This window comes from Saccharopolyspora sp. NPDC050642 (assembly GCF_040654735.1).
Taxonomy (GTDB): Bacteria; Actinomycetota; Actinomycetes; order Mycobacteriales; family Pseudonocardiaceae; genus Saccharopolyspora; species Saccharopolyspora elongata.
Genome location: NZ_JBFAIN010000043.1, coordinates 13,100 through 35,652 on the forward strand (window position 1 = coordinate 13,100; position 22,553 = coordinate 35,652).

Annotated in this window: 24 protein-coding genes; 14 read left to right on the plus strand and 10 right to left on the minus strand. The window is 70.1% G+C overall.

Annotated elements, in window-relative coordinates; translation table 11 throughout:
* The first annotated feature begins 38 nt into the window (after positions 1–38).
* From AB0H93_RS37720 to AB0H93_RS37740, 5 genes are all read left to right on the plus strand, one after another.
* Positions 39–782 (plus strand): GntR family transcriptional regulator, encoded by a 744-nt coding sequence (locus tag AB0H93_RS37720; protein WP_358580137.1) that lies wholly within the window; start codon positions 39–41, stop codon positions 780–782.
* A gap of 165 nt (positions 783–947) precedes the next feature.
* Positions 948–1,928, plus strand: a complete 981-nt coding sequence (locus tag AB0H93_RS37725) for a nucleoside hydrolase (RefSeq protein ID WP_358580139.1) — start codon at positions 948–950, stop codon at positions 1,926–1,928.
* A gap of 13 nt (positions 1,929–1,941) precedes the next feature.
* Complete coding sequence (locus AB0H93_RS37730) at positions 1,942–2,874, plus strand: ribokinase (RefSeq protein WP_358580141.1); 933 nt, start codon at positions 1,942–1,944, stop codon at positions 2,872–2,874.
* Between the two features lie 26 nt (positions 2,875–2,900).
* A complete protein-coding gene (locus tag AB0H93_RS37735; RefSeq protein ID WP_358580143.1) occupies positions 2,901–3,605 on the plus strand; it encodes an HAD family acid phosphatase in 705 nt (234 codons plus the stop codon).
* Between the two features lie 256 nt (positions 3,606–3,861).
* Positions 3,862–4,335 carry a hypothetical protein gene (locus tag AB0H93_RS37740; RefSeq protein ID WP_358580146.1) on the plus strand — a complete coding sequence of 158 codons (474 nt, stop codon included), beginning with the start codon at positions 3,862–3,864 and terminating at the stop codon, positions 4,333–4,335.
* Positions 4,336–4,643: 308 nt separating this feature from the next.
* Here AB0H93_RS37740 and AB0H93_RS37745 read toward each other — a convergent pair whose 3' ends face one another.
* From AB0H93_RS37745 to AB0H93_RS37755, 3 genes are all read right to left on the minus strand, one after another.
* Positions 4,644–5,000 carry a hypothetical protein gene (locus AB0H93_RS37745; protein WP_132486293.1) on the minus strand — a complete coding sequence of 119 codons (357 nt, stop codon included), beginning with the start codon at positions 4,998–5,000 and terminating at the stop codon, positions 4,644–4,646.
* 66 nt (positions 5,001–5,066) lie between these two features.
* Complete coding sequence (locus AB0H93_RS37750) at positions 5,067–5,300, minus strand: DUF397 domain-containing protein (protein WP_132486291.1); 234 nt, start codon at positions 5,298–5,300, stop codon at positions 5,067–5,069.
* A 241-nt stretch (positions 5,301–5,541) separates the two neighbouring features.
* Complete coding sequence (locus AB0H93_RS37755; protein WP_358580149.1) at positions 5,542–6,408, minus strand: helix-turn-helix transcriptional regulator; 867 nt, start codon at positions 6,406–6,408, stop codon at positions 5,542–5,544.
* A 202-nt stretch (positions 6,409–6,610) separates the two neighbouring features.
* On the opposite strand from AB0H93_RS37755, the gene AB0H93_RS37760 reads away from it, so the two are divergent.
* On the plus strand, positions 6,611–7,438 hold the full coding sequence (locus tag AB0H93_RS37760) for an SAM-dependent methyltransferase (protein ID WP_358580151.1): 828 nt from the start codon (positions 6,611–6,613) through the stop codon (positions 7,436–7,438).
* Between the two features lie 24 nt (positions 7,439–7,462).
* On the opposite strand, the gene AB0H93_RS37765 is transcribed toward AB0H93_RS37760, so the two are convergent.
* Positions 7,463–7,948: a hypothetical protein gene (locus AB0H93_RS37765; protein WP_358580154.1), complete on the minus strand. Its 486-nt coding sequence runs from the start codon at positions 7,946–7,948 to the stop codon at positions 7,463–7,465.
* Positions 7,949–8,098: 150 nt separating this feature from the next.
* Here AB0H93_RS37765 and AB0H93_RS37770 point away from each other — a divergent pair, with 150 nt between their 5' ends.
* The 4 genes from AB0H93_RS37770 to AB0H93_RS37785 all read left to right on the plus strand — a co-directional run bounded on the left by AB0H93_RS37770 (position 8,099) and on the right by AB0H93_RS37785 (position 11,586).
* Positions 8,099–8,776, plus strand: coding sequence for a response regulator transcription factor (locus tag AB0H93_RS37770; protein WP_358580156.1), 678 nt, complete (start codon positions 8,099–8,101; stop codon positions 8,774–8,776).
* Positions 8,773–10,119, plus strand: coding sequence for a HAMP domain-containing sensor histidine kinase (locus AB0H93_RS37775; RefSeq protein WP_132486281.1), 1,347 nt, complete (start codon positions 8,773–8,775; stop codon positions 10,117–10,119). Before AB0H93_RS37770 ends, AB0H93_RS37775 begins: the two co-directional genes overlap by 4 nt.
* Before the next feature lie 75 nt (positions 10,120–10,194).
* Entirely contained in the window at positions 10,195–10,989 is a 795-nt protein-coding gene (locus tag AB0H93_RS37780; RefSeq protein ID WP_358580160.1) for an exodeoxyribonuclease III, read from the plus strand.
* A gap of 168 nt (positions 10,990–11,157) precedes the next feature.
* Positions 11,158–11,586 (plus strand): hypothetical protein, encoded by a 429-nt coding sequence (locus AB0H93_RS37785; protein WP_358580162.1) that lies wholly within the window; start codon positions 11,158–11,160, stop codon positions 11,584–11,586.
* On the opposite strand, the gene AB0H93_RS37790 is transcribed toward AB0H93_RS37785, so the two are convergent.
* The 4 genes from AB0H93_RS37790 to AB0H93_RS37805 form a co-directional block, all read right to left on the minus strand.
* Entirely contained in the window at positions 11,564–11,830 is a 267-nt protein-coding gene (locus AB0H93_RS37790) for a hypothetical protein (protein ID WP_358580164.1), read from the minus strand. The genes AB0H93_RS37785 and AB0H93_RS37790 overlap by 23 nt on opposite strands.
* A 28-nt stretch (positions 11,831–11,858) precedes the next feature.
* Entirely contained in the window at positions 11,859–13,199 is a 1,341-nt protein-coding gene (locus tag AB0H93_RS37795; RefSeq protein ID WP_358580167.1) for a serine/threonine-protein kinase, read from the minus strand.
* Positions 13,200–13,384: 185 nt separating this feature from the next.
* On the minus strand, positions 13,385–13,828 hold the full coding sequence (locus tag AB0H93_RS37800; protein WP_358580169.1) for an SgcJ/EcaC family oxidoreductase: 444 nt from the start codon (positions 13,826–13,828) through the stop codon (positions 13,385–13,387).
* 172 nt (positions 13,829–14,000) lie between these two features.
* A complete protein-coding gene (locus AB0H93_RS37805; protein ID WP_358580172.1) occupies positions 14,001–14,576 on the minus strand; it encodes a dihydrofolate reductase family protein in 576 nt (191 codons plus the stop codon).
* Between the two features lie 90 nt (positions 14,577–14,666).
* Between AB0H93_RS37805 and AB0H93_RS37810 the strand changes: the two genes are divergently transcribed.
* Complete coding sequence (locus AB0H93_RS37810; protein WP_358580175.1) at positions 14,667–15,236, plus strand: TetR family transcriptional regulator; 570 nt, start codon at positions 14,667–14,669, stop codon at positions 15,234–15,236.
* Positions 15,237–15,252: 16 nt separating this feature from the next.
* Here the strand turns inward: AB0H93_RS37810 and AB0H93_RS37815 are convergent, their stop codons facing one another.
* Both AB0H93_RS37815 and AB0H93_RS37820 read right to left on the minus strand, forming a co-directional pair.
* Positions 15,253–16,488: an FAD-dependent oxidoreductase gene (locus AB0H93_RS37815; protein WP_358580178.1), complete on the minus strand. Its 1,236-nt coding sequence runs from the start codon at positions 16,486–16,488 to the stop codon at positions 15,253–15,255.
* Positions 16,489–16,643: 155 nt separating this feature from the next.
* Positions 16,644–18,137 carry a S8 family serine peptidase gene (locus AB0H93_RS37820; protein ID WP_358580180.1) on the minus strand — a complete coding sequence of 498 codons (1,494 nt, stop codon included), beginning with the start codon at positions 18,135–18,137 and terminating at the stop codon, positions 16,644–16,646.
* A 173-nt stretch (positions 18,138–18,310) separates the two neighbouring features.
* On the opposite strand from AB0H93_RS37820, the gene AB0H93_RS37825 reads away from it, so the two are divergent.
* The 3 genes from AB0H93_RS37825 (at position 18,311) to trpS (ending at position 22,498) form a co-directional block, all read left to right on the plus strand.
* Positions 18,311–20,896: a bifunctional FO biosynthesis protein CofGH gene (locus AB0H93_RS37825; RefSeq protein WP_358580183.1), complete on the plus strand. Its 2,586-nt coding sequence runs from the start codon at positions 18,311–18,313 to the stop codon at positions 20,894–20,896.
* Positions 20,897–21,174: 278 nt separating this feature from the next.
* Entirely contained in the window at positions 21,175–21,393 is a 219-nt protein-coding gene (locus AB0H93_RS37830; RefSeq protein ID WP_358580185.1) for a hypothetical protein, read from the plus strand.
* Positions 21,394–21,454: 61 nt separating this feature from the next.
* Entirely contained in the window at positions 21,455–22,498 is a 1,044-nt protein-coding gene (gene trpS / locus AB0H93_RS37835) for a tryptophan--tRNA ligase (RefSeq protein ID WP_358580188.1), read from the plus strand.
* Positions 22,499–22,553 lie beyond the last annotated feature (55 nt).

Sequence of the window (22,553 nt, forward strand, 5' to 3'; positions counted from 1 at the left end):
CTTAACTTGTCTGACATCAATCCGGCAGGAGGTGCGGCGTGGCTTCCAGACGACCTCAGCGTCGACCGGTCGTGGACCTCTACGAGCGGATCGCCGAGGCCATCAGGCAGGGCACCTATCCGCCGGGTTCGACGCTGCCGTCCGAGCCGGACCTCGCGACCGAGCTCGGCGTGAGCCGGCCGGCGCTGCGGGAAGCGTTGATCCTCCTCCAGGAGGACGGCGTGATCACCGTGCGGCGGGGAGTGGGGCGGACGGTCAGCGACCGCCCGGCCCGGCGGGGCTTCGAACGGCTGCAACCGTTCGAGGGCCTGCTGGGCGCGGACAGCACCAAGGTGCGGCCGCTGGTGCGCGACATCGAGCAGCCGACCGACCTGGTGATGCAGCACCTGCCGGTGCCGGCCAGCTGCGAGATCAGGTTCTGGGAGAGCGTCGTCGACGTCGACGGCGTGCCGTCCTGCCTGGTGGAGGAGTGGAGCGTGCACGACGAGGCGCTGGCCGCCGTCGATCCCGCGCTGCCCGGAGCCCTGGCGGCGGCCGAAGCCCGGCCGAGCACGATGCTGCACGTCATCGGCTCGATCGACCCGCACCTGCCGCTCAGCGGCGCCAGCACGATCAACGCGACCGTGCTCGGGCGGCGCCGCGGGGAGGTCTTCGACCGGTCGCCGGACACGCCGGTCGTGCTGGTCACGCAGGTCGTCTCGATGGAGCGGACCCCGCTGATCGCCGCCAAGTACGTGCTGCCCAGCGGCGCGCCGGGCATCCCGGTGCGCCAATCCCGATGAACACCGAACAACCACAGCCGGAGCTCCGCGGGCCCGTCTCGATCTGACGCGATCACCCGCTCCGCTTCCCGGGGCAACGCTCGTGCGCGTTCTGGATCGCCATAGCGCTCCGAAACGCGCACGAGTCCCGCGAGACTCCGCTCCCAGCAGAAAGGCGCGCTACCGATGGCGTCCAAGGAAACCCTGATCGTCGACTGCGACACCGGAATCGACGACGCGTTGGCGTTGCTCTACCTGCTGAGGGACCCGGACGTCGACATCCGGGCTGTGACCACGGTCTTCGGCAACATCGACGCGGTCACCGCGGCCGACAACACGCTGCGGGTGCTCGAACTGGCCGGGCGGCCGGACATCCCGGTGGCCGTCGGTGCCCGCGACAACTGGCTCGGGAACGCGCACTTCGCGCCGTACGTGCACGGCGCGGACGGCCTCGGCAACACGGACCTGCCCGCGCCGACGGGCAGGCCGATCGCCGAGCCCGCCGCGGAACTCATCGTGCGCCTCGCCAGGGAGAACCCCGGCACGCTGCACCTGCTCGCGGTCGGGCCGCTGACGAACCTGGCCACCGCCGTGCTGCTCGATCCCGAACTGCCCGGGCTGGTCAAGCACGTCACGATCATGGGCGGCGCGATCCGGCACCCGGGCAACGCCACCCCGGCGGCCGAGGCGAACATCAGCAACGACCCGGAGGCGGCGCGAACGGTGCTGACCGCCGGCTGGCCGATCACGCTGGTGCCGCTGGACGCGACCATGGGCGAGCGGATCACCGAGGGGCACCAGCGCCGGCTCCGCGAGACCGGCACGCCGGTCACCGCCTTCGCGGCGCAGATGCTGGACCAGTACTTCGACTTCTACGAGCGGAACGTGTTCGGCGAACGCAGCGCGGCCTGCCACGATCCGCTGGCCGCGGCCATCGCGGTCGGCGACGTCTCCCCGGTGCTGGCGCCGGTCGTCGCGGTCGACGTGGAGACGAGCCAGGGGCCGGGGCGCGGCGCGACCGTCGCCGACGTCCGCGGGCAGTACCGGAACTTCCCGGCCCAGGACGATGCGCACGTGCGCGTGGTGCTGGAGACCGGCGGCGACTTCGCCGAGCTGCTGGCCGATCGGCTGTGCGACGACCCCACACCGACGCGACGCGTGGCGTGAGAGGGGATTCGCGATGACGCGCACCGAAGACGTCGTGGTGGTCGGTTCGCTGAACGTCGACCTGACCGCTCGCGTGCAACGCCATCCGCTGCCGGGCGAAACGGTGCACGCCACAGCGCTGGCCACTAGCGCAGGCGGCAAGGGCGCCAACCAGGCGGTCGCCGCGGCGCGGCTCGGCGCCCGAACGGCGCTGGTGGGCAGGGTCGGCGCGGACGCGCACGGCGAAATGCTGCTGGCCGCCCTGCGCGCCGATGGCGTCGGCACCGAGCACACCCACCGCGATGCCGAATCGGTCACCGGCACCGCGCTGATCACCGTCTCGGACACCGGCGAGAACAGCATCATCGTGTCCGCCGGGGCGAACGCGCGCTTGTCGCCGGCCGACATCGCGGCCGCTCAGCCGCTGATCGCGGCGGCGCGGGTGGTGTCGGTCGTGCTGGAGGTGCCGGTCGAAACCGTCGTCGCCGCTGCCAGCGCCGCGCGGGCGGCCGGGGTGCGGTTCGTGCTGAACCTGTCCCCGGTGGTCGACCTGCCCGCCGAGGTGCTGGAGCTCGCCGACCCGCTGATCGTCAACGAGCACGAAGCCCGGGAAATCCTGCGGCGCAACGGCTTTCCGGTGCCCGCCGAGAACGTCGGGCACGCGACCGGGCTCCTCCGGGTCGGTGCGCGTTCGGTGGTGGTCACCTTCGGCGCGGACGGCGCGGCGGTCGCGGATGCCGGTCATGCCGAGGAAATCCCCGGTGCGCCGGCCGACGCGGTCGACACCACCGGGGCGGGTGATGCTTTCGCCGCCACCGCGGCATGGCGGCTGAGCCAGGGTGATTCGCTTCCCACTGCCGTGTGGTGGGCGACCCGCGTGGGGGCCTGCAGCGTGCAACACTCCGGTGCGCAAGCGTCCTATCCCACGCTCGACCGCGTGCTGAGCGGGGCCGGGCTGCCGAAGTAGTCGCCGCCGCCAGGAGGTTCCGCATCGTGTCCGGTCGGAAGTCCTCCGCATTCCCCGGGATCGCCTCGTCCTTCGCCCTGCTCGGCGTGCTCGCCACCGGGTGCGCCGCCGCGCAGGGCGCCGAAGGCGCGAAGGCCGAGCCCGGCCCGAACCTGACCGACGTGAAGCGGTCCATCGTGGACTACCACGATTCGGGGCAGTGGGAGGCCGACATCGCCGAGGCCGATCGCCGCGGCCAGGACTACCTGGCCCAGCGGCTGGCGGAGGGCGTGCCGAAACCGGCGATCGTGCTGGACATTGACGACACCAGCGTGTCGACCTACGAGTACGGGCTGGGCATCGACTTCGGCTTCGAGCAGGAGTCGTCGGACGAGTTCGTGCTGGCCCGCGGGCCCGCCGGGATCGCGGCGACGCGGGACCTCGCGCGCTTCGCGGACTCCCGCGGCGTCGCGGTCTTCTTCGTCACCGGCCGCCGGGAGAACCCGGAGATGCGCGAAGCCAGCCTGCTGGACCTGCAGGAAGAGGGCTTCCCGGCGCCGGCGGCCCTGTACCTGCGGCCGGTGGATGACCACGAGCCGTCGGTGGTGCCGTACAAGAGCGGCGCCCGCGCCGACATCGAGCGGCAGGGCTACCGGATCGTCCTGAGCGTCGGGGACCAGGAATCCGACCTGGCCGGCGGCCACGCCGAACGCGGCGTGAAGCTGCCCAACCCGATGTACGAGCTGGACTGATCCCTGGGGATTCCGTCCACTGTGGTCCTGGCGGTCGGTTGGGTCTATCAGCGACCCGGCAGCGCCGCTGCGATCGACCTGGCCCGGGCTGCCGGGATCTCCACCCGGCTCGTCCGCAACTACGCGGACGAGGGCGATGCTCGAAGGCTCCAGCCTCCTGCGCCGCTACCTGGACGACGAATCTTTACATTGACAAGATTCGGCCCGGGCAGGCATCTTGTCGCTGACAAGTTTGCTTTCTCCTGGGGAGGCCGAGATGGCTCCGTTGATCATCCTGTTGGCCGTCACGCTGGTGCTGCTGGTGGCGGGCGCCGTCGGCGTCCGCGGCCTGAGGCCCTGGCCGGTCGCCGTGCGCGGCGGGCTCGCCGCGATGTTCGTGGCGACCGGCATCGCGCATTTCGTCGGCATGCGGGAGCAGCTCATCAGCATGGTGCCGCCGGCGCTGCCCGCGCCCGGCCTGCTCGTCACCGTCACCGGGATCCTGGAGCTGGTGGGCGCGGCGGGGCTGCTGCGGCACCGCACCGCGCCGTGGGCCGCGGGCGGGCTCGGGCTCATGCTCATCGCGATGTTCCCCGCGAACGTCTACGCGGCGCTGGAAGGAATCCTCACCGCCGCGGACGACCAACTCGTCCCGCGAACCGCGATGCAGGTCGTCTTCCTGGCCGCCACCGCCGTCGTCGTCGTCCACCACGTGCGCGCTCGCAATGGGCGCGCAGCCGAGGCGAACTGAGTTCTTCCTGCTCAGGCCCAGTGGGTTGGGGTGCTCCCAAGCCGCTCACGGGTCATCGTCGCCGGCTCAACGGGGGGCGGAGAGCCGGTGGATGTCCTCGGTCGGCAGGGCGTTTCGTCGCAGGCTGCGGAAGGAGCCTGCGATGGGCGGTGTCGTTGTGCTCGCCTCGTGCGAAAACCCCGATCGAGTTCCCGCGGCGGGGCGCCGTCGCGCGGGAACTCGATCGTTTCGGGGGTCCCGGTGCCAGGCAAAGTCCACTGAGGACTCCGGCGCCGGGGTCGGGGCGGGGTCTTGGCGGCTGGCCGGTGTCAGGCGGAGGCGGCCAGCCAGGTCGAGCGGCCCGCGTGGGTCGGCAGCCAGCAGCCCGTGGGCTGGGCGCCGAGGTCCGGGGCCGGCTCGGACAGTGCGAGCAGCTCGGCGATCACTTCGCGCGCGGGACCGGTGGTTCGCCACAGGACCTTGCTCGGGAAGAGAACGTCCGGCTCGTCACCGGGGATCCGCGCGGCATCGGCTTCGTGCTCGCTGAACAGCTGCACGATGTCGAAAACCCCGCGGTGGACCCGGATTCCCACCACGGCGACCAGGCCGCCGTCGGCGTCGCGCGGGTGCGCGAACTGGAAATCGCGGGCTACCAGGGCTTGCAGACCGTTGGTAATCTCGTTCATGGCGCCACCGAGTTTCGTCGTCAAGGGCTTCAACCATGGCTCCGCGCGGAGCGTCGGGACGGCTCGTCAGACGAGGTCGTCGAACTCGCCGTCCTTGGCCCCGTGCAGGAATGCGGCGATCTCATCCCGGCTGTAGACCAGTGCTGGACCCTCGGGGTAGCGCGAGTTTCTGACGGCGATGCCGCCGTCGACCAACGGTGCCAATTCAACGCAGTTGCCCACCGCTCCGCTGTGGCGGCTCTTTCGCCACACCACGTTGGGAAGCTGCTGCGCGGGCATACCGTTCTGGACGTTCGTCATCCGAACCCCACCCTTCCCCGACTAACGCTGCACGATCATCTGCACGTGCAGTTGATCGTGCACCCAAGGTAGCAGGTGCAGATGCACGATTGAATGCACGTGCATCTCAATGAGACCTTGATCACTCGACCGGAGGAATCTTGTTCCCAGTTAAGTGACCCGCGGTCAGTGAATGAGTGCTATGCGCAGTCGCCGGCGCGCACAGAAGTGCCACCGGGTGCGGATCCCGGTGGCACGTCGATCAGCTGTGCTTCAGGGCCTTGAGCAGCGTCTTGCGGGTCTGCTCCGGCGTCTGCGCGTCGACCGCGAGCCGGTGGCTGACCTTGCTGTAGACCTCGACCTCGTCCGGCTTGTCCAGGTAGAGCGCGCCGCAGAGGTGTTCCAGGTAGACGATGTCCGGCAGTTCCGGCTCGGCGAACCGCAGGATCGTGAACGCGCCCTCCGCGCCCGACCGGCCGAGCTCGAACGGCAGGATCTGCAGCGTCACCGCGGACATCGCCGTCGCGTCGAGCAGGAACTGGATCTGCTCGCGCAGCACTTCGCGGCCGCCGATCGGCCGGTGCAGCACCGACTCGTCGATCACCGCCCACAACCGCGGCGCCTTCGGCTGGGTGAACAGCTTCTGGCGCTGCATGCGCAGCCGGACGCGCCGGTCCAGCTCGTCCTCCGGGAACTCCGGACGGCCCTGGGTGGCGACCGCGCGGGCGTACTTCTCGGTCTGCAGCAGGCCGGGCACGAACTGGATCTCGTAGGTCTGGATTCGGGAGGCCGACTCCTCCAGCCCGACGTAGTCCTGGAACCACGAGGGCATCAGGTCGTTGAACCGGTGCCACCAGCCGGGTTCGTTGGACCGGCGGACGAGGTCCAGGAAGGACTCGTGCTCGGACTGGTCCGTCACGCCGTAGAGGGTCAGCAGGTCGGCGACGTCGCGTTCCTTGAAGCCGACGCGGCCGAGCTCCAGGCGGCTGATCTTCGATCCGGACCCGCGGATGGCGTATCCGGCGTCCTCGCGGGAGATTCCGCTCGCCTCGCGCAACCGGCGCAGCTGACTGCCCAGCACGAGACGGCGGGCGGTGGGGCCGCTTCCCGTGGCACTGTCCGGAGCCACGCGGAACCTCCTGTGGAAATGGGCTCTACGACCCACTGTCGCGATCCAGTGGTTGAACGTTACGCGTGGGCATAGTAGTGGAATCCGGCCGCAGGTCGAGCAGCTTACCCGGATTGGCGGTATCTACCCGCACGTACGTTATCGGCCCTTGATCCCCTAACCTGGGGTTGTCGGGGGCGGAAATTCGGGGTTGGGGAGTGGCATGACACGAACCGGCGAAGGGCGCGGGGGCGTGCCGTCTGGCATCGATCCCACGAGGCCGAGCAGTTCGCGCGTCTACGACGCGATCCTCGGCGGCAAGGACAACTACAGCGCCGATCGCGGATTGCGCGACGCGCTCGCCGAAGTCACCCCGGAACCCGGCGCGCTGGCCAAGGACAACCGCGCCTTCCTGCAGCGGGTCACCCGGTACCTGGCCGGAACCGTCGGCATCGACCAGTTCCTGGACTGCGGATCCGGGCTGCCGACGCTGGAGAACACCCACGAGGTGGCGCAGCGGGTCAACGCGGACGCTGCCGTCGTCTACGTCGACAACGATCCGACCGCGATCGTGCACGGCCGCGCCCTGCTCGTGGAGAACGACAGCACGCACTTCGTCGCTGCGGACATCACGGATCCGGATCGCCTGCTCGCCGAGCGGGCCGTCGCCAGGTCGCTGGAGTGGTCCCGGCCGATCGCGCTGTTCCTGTTCAGCACGCTGCACCACATCGCCGACGAGGACGACCCGCAGGGGCTGATGGCGCGCTACATCGACGCGCTGCCCGCCGGTTCCTACGTCGGGATCAGCCACTTCTGCCGCCCCGAGGACGCCGAGGCGACCCGGCTGGCCGACCTGATGGAGGAGGCGTACCTCGGCGCGATGGGCAGCGGCTGGTTCCGGTCCCGCGAGGAGATCGAGCGCTACTTCGGCGGGCTCGAACTGCTGGCACCGGGACTGGTGCCGGTGGCGACGTGGTGGCCGGACGGGCCGGCGGCGCCGGTGAACGCCTTCCACCGCTTGCTGATCGGCGGCGTCGCCCGCAAACCCTGACCGTCCGCAGGCGCTTTCGGGGCGTCAGTACTCGATGGTCTGGACCGAGGTCGGGGAGTCGTGCCAGGTCGCGATCACGGACGACCCGTGCTGGCCGGCGGTGAACTCCACCCGCAGCCAGCCGACGGCCTGGTCCCAGGTCTGCACCGTGTAGCCGGGGCGCGGCGTCGCGGAGACCAGCTTCGCGCCGTCGGCGTGCACGGAGAGCACGACCTTGCCGCCCTTGGCCTCGTAGGTGCGCACCTCGCCGGAGTCGGTGGTCCGCGACGGGCTCGGCGTCGGCTCCGGCGTCGGAGTGTCCACTGTGGTCGATATCGGCTCGGGGCTCGGCTCCGCCGTCGTCGTCGGCGGCGGGGGCGGTGCCGTCGTGGCCGGCTGGACCAGCGGGATCGCGTCGGGCGGCTCGAACACCGCGCCGCGGATGACGTCGCGGACGCCGAGCCAGGACAGCGTGACTGCGGCGGTGGTCGCGGCCAACCACACGCCGATGTAGGCGACCGCTCGTTTCATGCGCACGGGTTTACCCGACTGCGGCGCGTAATGCCTCCCTGGGGTGCGGGATTCGGCGACGCCGAACGCCGGCCGCCGCTCGCGGTGCGGCGCAGCCCGCCCGCGGACCGGAAGGCGAAGAACTCTCACAGTCCCCGTATCGTCCCCGCCATGGCTGTGGTTCTGGTGGTTGAGGACGATCCGGTGGTGCGGGCGGCGATGATCCGGGACCTGACCGCGCGGGACTGGGTGGTTCGCAGCGTCGGAACCGCCCTGGCATCGTTGCGCGAAGTAGCCGAGCACCCACCGGACGTCATCATCCTCGACCTCGGCCTGCCCGACCTCGACGGCGGCGAGACGCTGAAGATGATCCGCGGCGTCTCCAACGTGCCGACGATCGTGGCGACCGCCCGCGACGACGAGGGCGAGATCGTCCGCCTGCTGCGCGCGGGCGCGGACGACTACATCGTCAAGCCGTTCTCCAGCGAGCACCTCAACGCCCGCATCGAAGCGGTGCTGCGCCGCGCCCGCGGCCCGCAACCGGCGCAACTGCTGGAGGTCGCCGGGCTGCGCATCGACCTGGGCAGCCGGGTCTCGACGCTGGACGGCGCCGAGCTGGAGCTGACGCGGCGCGAGTTCGACCTGCTGGCCTACCTCGCGGCCCGGCCCGGCCGGGTGGTGCCGCGCCGCGAACTGCTCGCCCAGGTGTGGCGGCAGTCCTACGGCGACGACCAGACCATCGACGTCCACCTGTCCTGGCTGCGGCGCAAGCTCGGCGAGAGCGCCGCCGAACCTCGGTTCCTGCACACCGTGCGGGGCGTCGGCGTGAAGCTCGTGGAACCGGAATGAGACGCACGATCGTCCTGGTGGCGCTGGCGGTGACCTCGATGGTCGCCCTGGCGTTCCTCATCCCGCTCGGCCTGATGATCAAGGAGATGGCCCGCGACCAGGCGATGTCCGACGCCGAACGGCAAGCCGTCGCGCTGGCACCGGTGCTGGCCACCACGACCGATCACGCGCTGGTCGGCAAGGCCGTCGCCAGCACGCGCGCCGGGCAGTCCGGGCGGGTCGCCGTGTACCTGCCGGACGGCGGCGTGGTCGGCTCGGGCCGGGTCGGAGCCGGCGACGTGCACCTGGCGATGTCCGACGTGCGGACCTCCAGCGTGGAAGTGGCCGGCGGCACGGCGTTCGTGCAGCCCATCGCGCTGGACGGCGGCCGCACCGCGCTGGCCGAGGTGTTCGTGCCCGCCGCGGACCAGACCCGCGGGGTGCTGCGGGCCTGGCTCGTGCTCGGCGCCGTCGGGCTGGTCCTGGTCGTCGGGTCGCTGCTGGTCGCGGACCGGCTGGCGGCCCGCGTCGTGCGCGCGACCACCCGGCTCGCGGAGGCCTCGTCCGCGCTCGGCGCCGGCGACCTCAGCGTCCGGGTGCATCCCAGCGGCCCGCCCGAACTGGTGGAAGCCGGGCGCGCGTTCAACACCATGGCCGACCGGGTCCGCCAGCTGCTCGCCGCCGAGCGCGAGATGGCCGCGGACCTCTCGCACCGCCTGCGCACCCCGCTGACGGCGCTGCGGCTCAACGCGGAGGCGCTGGGCGACGATCAGGCGGCCGAGCAGACCAGGGTCGCCATCGACCGGCTGGAACGCGAGGTGGACCTGGTGATCACCAGCGCCCGCCGGTCCGGGCCCGGTGAGGAAGCCGACTGCGACGTCGCGGAGCTGCTGCGCGAGCGGCTCGGGTTCTGGTCGGCGCTGGCCGAGGACCAGCAGCGGCCGTGGAGCCTGCGCGGCGCGGAGGGCGAGGTCCACGTCCCGGTGCCGAGAGCGGAGCTCGCCGCGTCGGTGGACGCCGTGGTGGGCAACGTCTTCCGGCACACCCCGGAGCGGACCGAGTTCGTGGTGTCGGTGCAGCAGAAGGACGGCGTGGTCGGGGTGATCGTGGAGGATGCCGGGCCCGGCGTGGCGGAGTCCTCCGACGCCGTGCAGCGCGGGCGCAGCAGCGCCGGATCGACCGGGCTCGGCCTGGACATCGCCCGCCGGGTCGCCGAGTCCACCGGGGGGCGGCTCGCGGTCGACCGCTCCAGCCTCGGCGGCGCCCGGGTGTGCATGTGGCTGTGGCAGCGCCCGGCGGCGCCGAAACCCACCCGCCGCCGCGACCGCCGCCGACGCACCCGCGAAGCGTTCTGGCTGGCCTGACCCACGAAGATCGTTCCGCCGGGGCGGGGTGCCCGGGAGGGTTGATCGTCGGTGCCGGTGGTTACCCTCGCTGGCGTGCTGACTGTGTCGACCGTGAACGTCAACGGCCTGCGCGCCGCCGCGAAGAAGGGCTTCGTGGAGTGGCTCGCCGCCACCCGAGCCGACGTGATCTGCCTGCAGGAGACCCGCGCGGAGCCCGAACAGCTCGCGCCGGAGGTCCGGGAACCGGCCGGCTGGCACACCGTGCTGGCCCCGAGCTCGGCGAAGGGCCGCGCCGGGGTGGCGGTCTACAGCCGCGCGGAACCGGAGGCCGTGCGCATCGGCTTCGGCTCGGCGGAGTTCGACGAGAGCGGCCGCTACGCGGAGATCGACCTGCCGGGCCTCGTGGTCGCGAGCCTGTACCTGCCCAGCGGCGACGTCGGCACCCCGCGCCAGGACGAGAAGGAACGCTTCATGAAGGAGTTCCGCGCGTACCTGGAGGACCTGCGCGGACGAGCCGCGGCGGAGGGCCGGGAGGTGCTGGTCTGCGGCGACTGGAACATCGCGCACCAGCAGATCGACCTGAAGAACTGGAAGGCGAACCAGAAGGAAGCGGGCTTCCTCCCGGAGGAGCGGGCCTGGCTGACGGAGCTCTTCGAGAGCGGCTACGAGGACGTGGTCCGGAACCTCCACCCGGAAGGCCCGGGCCCGTACTCCTGGTGGTCCTACCGAGGCAAGGCCTTCGACAACGACTCCGGCTGGCGCATCGACTACGTCGTCAGTTCGCCTGACCTGGCGAGCCGCTGCACGGATGCGTACGTGGAGAGGGCCGAGAGCTACGACCAGCGCTGGTCGGATCATGCTCCGGTCACCGCGGTGTTCGACGTCTGAGCCGAGAAGGCGCCTCCTTGATCGTTGTAGGTGGCCTACTCTCTTCGCGTGACAGCGCCTCAAGACTCTTGGTCGCAGCAGCAGTCCCAGCCGGCGGATCACCAACAGCTTCCGCCACAGCAGCAGTTCGACAGACCGAAAGCGCCCGGGACGGTGACGTTCGCGACCTTGATCGGCATCGTGGTGCCGGCCCTCTCGGCGATGATGACCGTCATCAGCTTCGTGGTCGTCGCGCTGCAAGTCATCAGGTATCTCGATGCCTGGCAAGGCCCGCTCATCTTCAACGTGGTCAACACGTTGGGCACCCTCGCGCTCGCCGCGCTGTGGGTGATCTTCGCGCTCCTGATGCGCGCCGGCCGGAACTGGGCTCGGACCACGCTCGCGATCCTCGCCGTGGTCTGGCTGCTCTACGGCCTTTTCGGCATCAGCCAGATGCTCATCGCCGTCGATTTCCAGCTGGGGTCTCTCCTCGGCCAGCCGGGCGCGACCATCGCCAGCGTCGAGTTGTTGATGGTGCTGGTCGCGATGCCGCCGTTCCTCGTCCTGGTGTTCCTCAAACCCTCGAACCAGTACTTCAAAGCCGCAAGCAGTCGATGAGCGTTCTGCACCGGCGGATCGGCTTGGTGCCTCCGACGATCGGCGCGACCGCCGTTTCGTAGATCATGTCGGGCTCGCCGGGATCGACGGCGTGCCCGACCCAGATCGCCAGGACGGTATGCGGCGTGCCGCCGTCGGCGCTGATCTCGGTATTGCCGACGTAGCGGTACTCCAGGTCGCTGAACAGCTCATCCCACCGCGCGAGGTCGACGGGTTCCCCGTCCTCGTCCCAGGAACGTGCCATGCCTGCGGAGGCCAACCAGCGCCGTCGGTCACGGTCGTGTTCGACTTCTGATCGTTTCGCGGTGACCCGGGCGTTGCGATTTCCGGGACTCCCAGGCCAGTCCGATCGCTATGAGGACGACGATGGTGATCAGGACCAGCGACGCCGTCGCGGATTCCTGGCCGGAGAGCTCCATCGTGTTCCGGAAGGTCTCTCCGACGCCGTTGAACGCGAAAGCTGCGGCACCGCAACCGAAGACGAGCCCGACGACAACGACGACGACGGTGACGGTCTTGCCGATACCCGTCGGCAGGAATCGAGCGAGACCGGCACACAGCAAGCCGACGATGACGACATCGGCAACGGCGACGCTCAATACGGCGACGCTGGCAAAGTCATTGTCCTCGTAGCTCTCGAAGTAACCCCAAGTGTGGCCGGCATCGGGGAGTCCGGCGATGCCGAGGCCGGTGATGATCGCTATCAGCGCGGCAATGCCTTTTGGTTGCCACCTCTTCGGCGTTTCGCGAGTCGGGAGGATCTTGGTGCCGCGCTGCACGTGGACCTTGGTGGCGGGCTGCTCACCTGCCATGGTCAGCGCCTCGGCGACCGTCGGCCTGCGGTCCGGGTCCTTGTCCAGCAGCCGGGTGATGAGCTGCGTGAGCGGTCCGGTTCGTCGCGGTGCCGGGGCCTCCTCCAACAGTACTGCGGCCAGCGTCGCTTCCTGGGTATCGCGCCGGAACGGCGAGACGCCCACGACGGCCTGGTAGAGGGTCACGCCGAGGGAGAACAGATCGCTGGCGGGAAGTCCATCGGTGCCGCGCAACCGCTCGGGCGCCGTGTACTCCGCCGAGCCGATGAACATCCCGGTGGCGGTCAGCGCGGTGTCGGTGTGGCGGATCGCGGTCCCGAAGTCGGTGAGCAGGACCTTCCCGTCCTCGGCGAGCATGACGTTGGCCGGTTTGATGTCGCGGTGCACAACACCTTCCCGGTGTGCTGCGCCCATCGCCGTCAGCAGCACCGTAGCCACTTCGGCTGCCCTGTCCGCCGGAAGCGGCCCGTGCTGCTCGATGTGCTCGCTCAACGAGCAGCCGTCGACCAGTTCCATGACGATCCAGGGAAGGCCGTCCTCGACGACGACATCGTGGATCGCGACGATGCCGTCGTGCTTGCGCAACCGGGCGGCGTTGCGGGCCTCGCGAGTGGCGCGCGCCAGCCGCTCGGCCCGTTCGGTTTCCGACATCCCCGGCGGCAGCTGCATTTCCTTGATCGCAACGTCGACGTCGAGGGTCTCGTCGCGGGCCCGCCAGACCCGCCCGAAACCACCGGACCCCAGTTCGGCGGCCAGCCGGTAGCGTCCACCGACCACGTCACCGGACCGTCTCGAAGTCATGACCGTCTCCCGCCCGTCGCGCTCGGCACGACAGTTGATCACAGTACCGCCACCGGCATCGGTGCCATGCCCGTTCGCTCGGCCCTGTCCAATGCGAAGGCGGTGGCCCATCGCGTCGGTCACCAACCGCCGGTCCGAGTGGAGTTTCCGGTCCGCTCGGGCCGACGGTTTCTTCGGATGGCAGGTCAAGACTGCGTGAGGGTGTTCTGCCGGGCCGCGATCCACCAGCGGTTCTGTTCCTTGACCAGGACGTAGAGGGCGATCATCGCGGGATCGACGTCGATCAGCTCGCCATCGGCCTTGGTGGCCCACGCGTTCTTGTGCGCGATGGCGACGTCGGGGCGGAGGAAGACGATGTCGCCGACCTCGTAGCGCGCGTGCTCGTCGCGCAGGAATCCGGCCAGGCCCTTGCGGTTGGCTTCGAGCAGGGTGTCCCGGCCGGACATCAGCATCCCGACCGCGTTGACGACCGATGCGTTCTGGGCGAAGTGAGCGGTCAGCAGGTCGGGATCGTTGGTGTTGAAGGCGGTTTCGACGTCGGCGATCAGCTGCTCGATCGCGACGACGTCCCGCTCGTGGTCGGTGGTGGTGTCCTCGATGACGGGAGGCTGCGTGGCGTTAGCGGTCATGAACACGAGCTTGAAACCTCCACAAAACTAGAGGTCCATGCCCTTGTGCTGATCGTCACCGCCACCGTTTGTGATGTCGTGAGTGGAAGTGGTCGTTGGGGTGACCACTTCCGCTCACGATGGTCGGCTGCTCGTGGTCGGGCGGGCGTCCACCTGGATCGGCCCTTCCCGGTCAGCGCTTGGTGTAGGTCAGGTGGATCACCCCGCTGTCGAACACCTTGGTTTCGGCCAGGTCGAACAGCTCGGGGGAGAATTCCCTGCTGAACAGCGGGGTTCCGGAGCCGGCGACGATCGGGTGGAGCTTGATCATCAGTTCGTCGATCTCCGGGCGCAGGGCCTCCGCCAGCTTTCCGCCGCCGCAGAGCCAGATCCCCATGCCCTCTTCCCGCTTCAGCTCCCGCACCCGCTCGATCGGGTCGGTGGCGACGAATTCCACCGTGGGATCCGGGCTTTCCGCGACGCTGCGGGAGAACACGACGTTGCGGCGCATGTGCTGGTAGGCGTTCGTCATCCCGTCCTGCACGCCGACGTCCCAGGTGCTGCGGCCCTGCAGGACGGTGTCGAAATGCTTGTTCGGCGCGTCGGCGAGGCCGATCAGCGGGCGGATGTGGGTCGGCATGATCTCCGGGTATTCGGCCCGGATGAAATCGCCGTGGTCGCCTTCGTGCAGGAAGAAGTCCGGCTTGCCGTTGGGGCCGGTGATGAAGCCGTCGATGGTCGCCGCGATCAGGTAGGTCAGCTTTCGCACGGTGCCTCCAATGAGAACCACTTCGTTTGTAGTGCTTTAAGATTAGTACTATGTCTGTAGTGATTGCAAGCGGGTTGCTCAGGAGGAGCGATGGTGCAGAACACCGCGAGGCGAACGGCGCTGGTCGACGCGGCGATCGAGGTGCTTGCGCGGGACGGCGCGCGCGGCCTGACCTTCCGCGCCGTCGACGTCGAGGCCGGCGTGCCGAAGGGGACGGCGTCGAACTACTTCGCCAACCGCGCGGACCTGCTCAACCAGGTCGGCGCGCACATCCACCAGCGGATGACCCTCGATCCGGGGCAGTACGACCTCGACCGCCCGCCGTCGCCGGATCTGCTCACCGAGGTGATGCGCGCGCTGTTCCACCACATCTCGGACGACCGCACCGGCTGGCTCGCGCTGCTGGAACTCCGCCTGGAGGCGATCCGGCGCCCGGAGCTCCAGGAGGCGCTGACCGAAACGCTGCGCGCCAACCTGACCGCGAACATCGAGGGCCGCCGCGAATCCGGGTTTCCCGGCGACGACACGTCGACGATGCTGCTCTACTACGCGATGACCGGCGTGATCCTGGAGCACCTGACGGTGCCCGGCGTCCTGGCGCGGTTCGACGTGGACGACCTGATCGCCGCGTTCGTGAACCGCTCCGTCGCGGAGTCGTGATCCGGCGGCGCGAGGATCAGCGGGCGATGAGCTCGTTGAGCGGCGTGTCCGGATCGGCGAGCGCGTTCGGGTCGATCGTCGTTCCCGAGATGATCAGGGTCTTGATCTGGTCCTGGACGTCCCAGATGTTGACGTTCATGCCCGCCAGGACCCGGCCGCCGGCCAGCCAGAACGCGATGAACTCGCGGGCCGCCACGTCGCCGCGGAACACCACCTGGTCGTAGCCGCCCGGGTCGACGTGGCCGAGGTACTCCATGCCCAGGTCGTACTGGTCGGTGAAGAAGTACGGCAGTTCCGCGTACTTGCCGTCGCGCCCCAGCATCGACGCCGCCGCGGTGGCGGGCTGGTTGAGCGCGTTCGCCCAGTGCTCCACGCGGATCTGCTTGCCCAGCAACGGGTTGAACGCGTTCGCCACGTCGCCCGCCGCGACGATGTTCGGGTCGCCGGTGCGCAGCGAGGCGTCGACCAGGATGCCGTTGTCGACCCGCAGGCCCGCATCCCGGGCGAGCGCGACCTCCGGCTCCACGCCGACCGCGACCAGCACCGCCCCGGCCGGGACCTCGGCGCCGTCCGTCAGCCGGACCCCGGCCGCGCGATCGCCGTCGACCAGGATCTCGCTGACCGCGGTGCCGAACCGGAAGTCCACGCCGTGGTCCCGGTGCAGCGCCGCGAAGACCTCGGCCACCTCCGGGCCGAGCACCCGCAGCAGCGGCAGCTCCGTCGTCTCGACGACGGTCACGGCCACGCCCGCTTCGCGTGCGGCGGCGGTGACTTCGAGACCGATCCAGCCCGCGCCGACCACCACGAGCCGCTCGATGCCCGCCAGGGTCCGCTTGATCAGGTCGGAATCCTCGACCCGCCGCAGGTGCAGGACGCCCTCGGCGTCGATGCCGGGCACCGGCAGCGAACGGGGGTTGGCCCCGGTCGCGATCAGCAGCTTGTCGAAGTCGAGGCGCCCGCCGTCGGTGAGCTCCACCTGCCGCAGCGCCCGGTCGATGCGCCGCACCGACACCTCCAGCTGCAGATCCACCCGGTTGTCGGCGTACCAGGACTCGTCGTGCACGTACGCGCTGTCGAACCCTTCGTTGCCCATCAGGTACGCCTTGGACAGCGGCGGACGCTCGTACGGGCGGTGCGGTTCGTCGCCGAGCAGGGCGATGCGCCCGTCGAATCCCAGATCGCGCAGCGCCTGCGCGCCCTTGGCCCCGGCCATGCCGGCACCGACGATCACGAAGGTCTCCGAATCAGCCACGACAGCGCCTCACTCCCGAGCGACAACCCTCCGGACCGCCAGCGTCCTGCCGCCAACTCGCCCAGGCAACCCCAGATCGTGCGAAATGCGGCAAAGCGAAGGGCGCCTTCGACCGGATCGGCCGAAGGCGCCCTTCGGGTGTCACTCTTTGCGGCTTACTTCTGGACGGCGTCCAGGGCGTCGATGAGGCCCGCGCCGTAGAAACCGGCGCCGCCCTTGCCGCCCGAGCACACCGCGTCCGGCTTGCCGTCGCCGTCCGGGTCGTAGCTGGTCGGGCACTCCAGGGCGTCCGCCTGGTTGGTCAGCGCGCCGACCACCTGCTGGGCGTTCCATTCCTGGTGGGTGCTGCGCAGCAGCGCGACGACGCCGGCCGCGTGCGGCCCGGCCATCGAGGTGCCCTGCATCCAGCCCCAGCCGCCGCCGGGCACAGTGGACAGCACGCGGCCGTTCTGCGACGGCGTCTGCGGGATCTGGTTCTTGTCGCCGCCCGGGGCGGTGACCGTGATCGAACCCAGTCCGTAGTTGGAGTAGTACGACTTCACCGCGTCCGAGCCCACCGCGGACACCGAGACCACGCCCGGCAGCTCACCGGGCAGGACGTGGCACTCGTGCCCGGTCTTGCGGTCCTGGGTCGGTCCGCCGTTGTTCGGGCTGTTGGTGTCGCGGATCGGCTTGGAAAGGTCCCAGTTGCTGTTGCCCGCCGAGACCACGTTCACGACGTCCTTGACCTGCGCGTACGCGACGGCGCGGCGCACCGCTTCGGCCGCGGCCTTCTGGTCCGGGTCGCTGTCGCACCACAGGTACCAGGGGTCGACGAAGTACGAGTTGTTGGTGACGTCGAAGCCGTGCTCGGCGGCCCAGATGAAGCCGCAGACCGCGTATTCGGGGTAGATGAAGCCGCCGTCGTCGATGACCCGCACCGAGGCCAGCGTCACGTTCGGGGCGACACCGGCGATGCCGACGCCGTTGCGCGCGGCGGCGATGGTGCCCGCGGTGTGGGTGCCGTGGTCCTGCGTCGGGTCCTGCGGCTGCCAGGCCTCCTGCCTGGTGTCCGGGACGCCCTCGTTGACGCAGCTCACCGACTTGGTGACGTCCAGGTTCGGCTTCAGGTCCGGGTGCGTCGGGTCGATGCCGTAGTCCAGCACGCCGACCGTGATGTCCTTGCTGCCCTGGGAGACCGCGCTGGCCTGCTCGGCCTTGATCTGCCGCATGTCCCACTGCTCGGGCTCCAGCGGTTCTTCGCCGGGAACGGCGGCGAAGGGCACGGCGCCGACCTTGCCCTCCAGCGCCTCCAGCCGCTGCGACTGCGCGGGCGGCAGCTGCTCGGCGAGGTTGCGGCTGGCACCGGCCTGTTCCACGGCCGGCTGGGTGCGAACTGCGGCGGCGAAACCGGGATCCGTCGAGGTCGCGACGATCACGCCGATCTGGGGCCAGCTCTGCACGACGGTTCCGCCGACCGCGCGGACCGATTCCTCGGTCTGCTGCAGGCCGTCGCCGGTCGGGCCGAGCACGACGAAGTGAACCGGCGCGGCGGTGGCCGCGGGCGCGGATTCGGCTGCGCCGACGATGCCTGCGGGTACCAGCAACGCCAGCGCGAGCGCCGAGCCGGCGATGCGCATCGCCCGGCCGCTCCTTCTAGTGCGTGACACGTGTCCCTCCTATGGAGACAGAGTGTGATTCACCCAGTGGTATTCGTCGGATTTTGCGCCTGATTTGGCGAGTACCGGTAGGGCAGAACGGAGTAATTCAATAGCCGATAGTGAGGTGTGTGGCACGTCTACGACGGTTGGGTGGTGCGTGCTCGGAGACTTAGAGTCGGCTGGTGTCGGTTGCAGATCTGGAACTTGCCCCGCCGGAACCCACTCCGAGCGCCTCGGCGATGCGCCGCGCGCTCCGCCGCGCCACGGACGGCGTTTCGCTGGACGCCGCCGAAGCCGCTGTCCTGCTGCACGCCCGCGGCGATGACCTCGAAAGACTGCTGTCGGCGGCCGGTCGCGCGCGGGACGCGCACCTGGTGGCCGAGGGACACGAAGGCGTGGTCACCTACAGCCGCAACGTGTTCATCCCGTTGACCCGGCTTTGCCGGGATCGTTGCCATTACTGCACGTTCGCCACCGTTCCGCACCGCGTGGAGTCCGCCTACCTGGAACGCGACGAGGTGCTGGAGATCGCCCGCCAGGGCGCGGCGGCGGGGTGCAAGGAGGCCCTGTTCACCCTGGGAGACCGGCCCGAGGAGCGCTGGCCCGCCGCCCGGGAGTGGCTGGAGGCGCGCGGTTACTCCTCCACAGTGGACTACGTGCGGGCCTGCGCCATCGCGGTGCTGGAGGAGACCGGCCTGCTGCCGCACCTGAACCCCGGCGTGCTCAGCTGGTCGGAGCTGACCAGGCTCAAACCGGTCGCGGCGAGCATGGGCATGATGCTGGAGACCACGTCCGAGCGGTTGTGGCGGGAGAAGGGCGGCCCGCACTTCGGCAGCCCGGACAAGGAGCCCGCCGTCCGGCTGCGGGTGCTGGCCGACGCCGGCCGCGTCGCGGTGCCGTTCACCAGCGGAATCCTCATCGGAATCGGTGAAACCCGGACCGAGCGCGCCGAGTCGCTGCTCGCGTTGCGCGGCGTCGCCCGCCAGTACGGGCACATCCAGGAAATCATCGTGCAGAACTTCCGGGCCAAGCCGGACACCGCGATGCGCGGCATGCCCGACGCCGACCTGCAGGACCTGGCCGCCACCATCGCGGTCGCGCGGCTGCTGATGCCCTCCGGGGTGAGCGTGCAGGCGCCGCCGAACCTCATCGGCGACGAGCAGCTGCTGATGCTGCGCGCCGGGATCGACGACTGGGGCGGGGTTTCGCCGGTGACGCCGGACCACGTCAACCCGGAACGGCCGTGGCCGGAGATCGACGAGCTCGCCGCGAAGACCCGCGAGGGCGGCTTCGAGATGCGCGAGCGCCTCACCGCCTACCCGCGCTACGTGCGCGCCGGGCTGGCCGGGGACAGCACCCAGTGGCTGGACCTGCGGGTGGCCGGTCACGTCGCGGCGCTGTCCGATTCGGACGGTTTCGCCGCCGCGGACGCCGCGCCGGTCGGCCGGGAGTGGCAGGAGCCGGATGGCGGGTTCGAGTCCATCGGCCGCACCGACCTGCACCGCAGCATCGACACGACCGGTCGAACCGACGATCGCCGCGGCGACTTCGACACGGTCTACGGCGACTGGGACGAGCTGCGCAGGCAGCTGCCCGCCGACGCGGCACCGGAGCGGCTGGACGCCGACGTGCGCGAGGGCCTGCGGCTGGCCGAGGCCGATCCCGCCGCGCTGCTCGACGAGAGCCGCACCGCCGCCGCGATGGCCTTGATGACCTGCGACGGAGCCGCGATGGACGCGCTCGCCGGGATCGCCGACGGGCTGCGCCGGGACGTCGTGGGCGACGACATCACCTACGTCGTCAACCGCAACATCAACTTCTCGAACATCTGCTACGTCGGTTGCCGCTTCTGCGCCTTCGCGCAGCGCGAGCGCGACGCCGACGCCTACCGGCTCTCGCCGGAGGAGGTCGCCGACCGGGCCGACGAGGCGTGGCGGGCCGGGGCGACCGAGATCTGCATGCAGGGCGGCATCGACCCGCGGCTGCCGGTGTCCGGCTACGCCGACCTGGTGCGCGCGATCAAGCAGCGGGTTCCCGAGATGCACGTCCACGCGTTCAGCCCGATGGAGATCGTCAGCGCCGCGGCGAAGGCCGGGGCGAGCATCGCCGACTGGCTCGCCGAGCTGAAGGAGGCCGGGCTGGGCAGCATTCCCGGCACCGCGGCGGAGATCCTCGACGACGAGGTGCGCTGGGTGCTGACCAAGGGCAAGCTGCCCGCCGCCGAGTGGATCGAGGTCGTCAGCACCGCGCACCGGCTGGGCATCCCGTCCTCGTCGACGATGATGTACGGCCACGTCGACACCCCGGAGCACTGGCTCGGCCACCTCCGCACCCTGGCCGGCGTGCAGGACGCCGCGGCCGAGCACGGCAACGCCGGGTTCACCGAGTTCGTCCCGCTGCCGTTCGTGCACCGCAACGCGCCGATCTACCTCGCCGGGCTGGCGCGCCCGGGCCCGACCCGCCGCGACAACCGCGCGGTGCACGCGATGGCGCGCGTCCTGCTGCACGGCCGGATCGACAACGTCCAGTGCTCGTGGGTGAAGCTCGGCGACGAAGGCACGTCGGAGGTGCTCAACGGCGGCGCCAACGACGTCGGCGGAACGCTGATGGAGGAGACCATCAGCCGGATGGCCGGTTCCGAGCACGGCTCGGAGCGCAGCGTCGAGGAGCTGCACGAACTGGCCGCGCGGGCGGGCCGCTCGGCGCGGCAGCGCAGTACCACTTACGAGCGAATTGGTCGGGTTCAGCTGGGCATCAGCCCGGCATAGCTCGATCAGGTGTGTCGTAGAACACAGGTGAATTTTCGGCCGGGGTCACCCCTCGGGATGATCCCGGCCGCTGGCCTGCGCGATTCCATGATCGGCGGACCCGGCGGCAGCGGCCGCGAGCCGGAAAATATGATCATTGCGTCGTGGCCGGTTTACGCAAAGCGACCACGACGGTAATGAGGGATCGGTACGGTCCGCCACCGAACTCAGACGAGTCCTGACCTGATCGGGTCAACTGTCGCAGGGAGGGCACGCCCGTGCGTAGCCGAATATCTCGCGTGGCAACGCGAGCCTCCGTGCTTGGTGCCGCGGCCGCCGCCGCGCTCCTGGCGACCGCCGGTGCCGCTGCCGCCGAGTCGACCGCTCAAGCGGCCGGCCCCCTGGATTCGCTGAGCGCCCCGGTCGGCCTCACCGCGATCGGGCTCGGAGTGGTCGGCATGGTCGCGGGCATGTTCCGGAAGAAGAAGATCCAACCGGAGAACCAGCGCAAGAGCTGACCCGCCGGAAAACCGGAGAGGTCGCTCCCACCAGCTTCGCGGGGCTTGCGAGAATCACCACGTGAGCAGCGACAGCCCCGCAACCCAGACCAGCGACCAGCCCGCGGCGCGGCCGCGCGTGCTGTCCGGCATCCAGCCCACCGCCGACTCGTTCCACCTCGGCAACTACCTGGGTGCCCTCCGGGAATGGGTCACCATGCAGGACGACCACGACGCCTTCTACTGCGTCGTCGACCTGCACGCCATCACCGTCGCGCAGGACCCGGAGCTGCTGCGCCAGCGCACCCGGCTGTCCGCCGCGCAACTGCTCGCCATCGGCATCGACCCCGAGCGGTCGACGCTGTTCGTGCAGAGCCACGTCCCCGAGCACGCCCAGCTCAGCTGGGTCCTGGAATGCCTCACCGGATTCGGCGAGGCCGGCCGGATGACGCAGTTCAAGGACAAGTCCGCCCGCCAGGAAGCCGACCACGTCAGCGTCGGGCTGTTCACCTACCCGGTGCTGCAGGCCGCGGACATCCTGCTCTACCAGGCCGACGCGGTCCCGGTCGGTGAGGACCAGCGCCAGCACCTGGAGCTCACCCGCAACCTGGCGCAGCGGTTCAACTCCCGCTACGGCAAGACCTTCACGGTGCCGGCCGCGCACATCCCGAAGGCCACCGCGAAGATCTACGACCTGCAGGACCCGACCTCGAAGATGAGCAAGTCGGTGCCCGCCGGGGTCGTCGAGCTGCTGGAGTCGCCGAAGCGCTCGGCGAAGAAGATCCGCTCCGCGGTCACCGACCTGGAGCGGGAGATCCGCTACGACGTCGAGAACAAGCCGGGCATCAGCAACCTGCTGGTGATCTACTCGGCGCTCACCGGCCGCAGCATCGCCGACCTGGAGGCCGCCTACGAGGGCAAGGGCTACGGCGACCTGAAGAAGGAACTCGGCGAGGTCGTGGTCGAGTTCGTCACCCCGTTCCAGGAGCGGGTCCGCGAGTACCTCGACGACCCGACCGAGCTGGACAAGGTCCTGCACCGGGGTGCAGAGCGGGCGCGGGCGGTGTCCGCGGAGACGCTGCGGACGGTGTTCGATCGGGTGGGCTTCCTTCCGCCGATGGGCTGAACTGATCATCCACGGGTAGCCTGCCACCGTTCGGGGGATGCCGTTGCGGCGGGAG

What these genes read in the sequence shown, in the direction of transcription:
- AB0H93_RS37790 (WP_358580164.1), bottom strand. Translation starts at nt 11,830, where the DNA reads ATGGCACGTTCCTGGGACGAGGACGGGGAACCCGTCGACCTCGCGCGG.
- AB0H93_RS37775 (WP_132486281.1), top strand. Translation starts at nt 8,773, where the DNA reads ATGAGACGCACGATCGTCCTGGTGGCGCTGGCGGTGACCTCGATGGTC.
- AB0H93_RS37800 (WP_358580169.1), bottom strand. Translation starts at nt 13,828, where the DNA reads ATGACCGCTAACGCCACGCAGCCTCCCGTCATCGAGGACACCACCACC.
- AB0H93_RS37770 (WP_358580156.1), top strand. Translation starts at nt 8,099, where the DNA reads ATGGCTGTGGTTCTGGTGGTTGAGGACGATCCGGTGGTGCGGGCGGCG.
- AB0H93_RS37745 (WP_132486293.1), bottom strand. Translation starts at nt 5,000, where the DNA reads ATGAACGAGATTACCAACGGTCTGCAAGCCCTGGTAGCCCGCGATTTC.
- AB0H93_RS37795 (WP_358580167.1), bottom strand. Translation starts at nt 13,199, where the DNA reads ATGACTTCGAGACGGTCCGGTGACGTGGTCGGTGGACGCTACCGGCTG.
- AB0H93_RS37740 (WP_358580146.1), top strand. Translation starts at nt 3,862, where the DNA reads ATGGCTCCGTTGATCATCCTGTTGGCCGTCACGCTGGTGCTGCTGGTG.
- AB0H93_RS37725 (WP_358580139.1), top strand. Translation starts at nt 948, where the DNA reads ATGGCGTCCAAGGAAACCCTGATCGTCGACTGCGACACCGGAATCGAC.
- AB0H93_RS37750 (WP_132486291.1), bottom strand. Translation starts at nt 5,300, where the DNA reads ATGACGAACGTCCAGAACGGTATGCCCGCGCAGCAGCTTCCCAACGTG.
- AB0H93_RS37765 (WP_358580154.1), bottom strand. Translation starts at nt 7,948, where the DNA reads ATGAAACGAGCGGTCGCCTACATCGGCGTGTGGTTGGCCGCGACCACC.
- AB0H93_RS37810 (WP_358580175.1), top strand. Translation starts at nt 14,667, where the DNA reads ATGGTGCAGAACACCGCGAGGCGAACGGCGCTGGTCGACGCGGCGATC.
- AB0H93_RS37730 (WP_358580141.1), top strand. Translation starts at nt 1,942, where the DNA reads ATGACGCGCACCGAAGACGTCGTGGTGGTCGGTTCGCTGAACGTCGAC.
- AB0H93_RS37760 (WP_358580151.1), top strand. Translation starts at nt 6,611, where the DNA reads ATGACACGAACCGGCGAAGGGCGCGGGGGCGTGCCGTCTGGCATCGAT.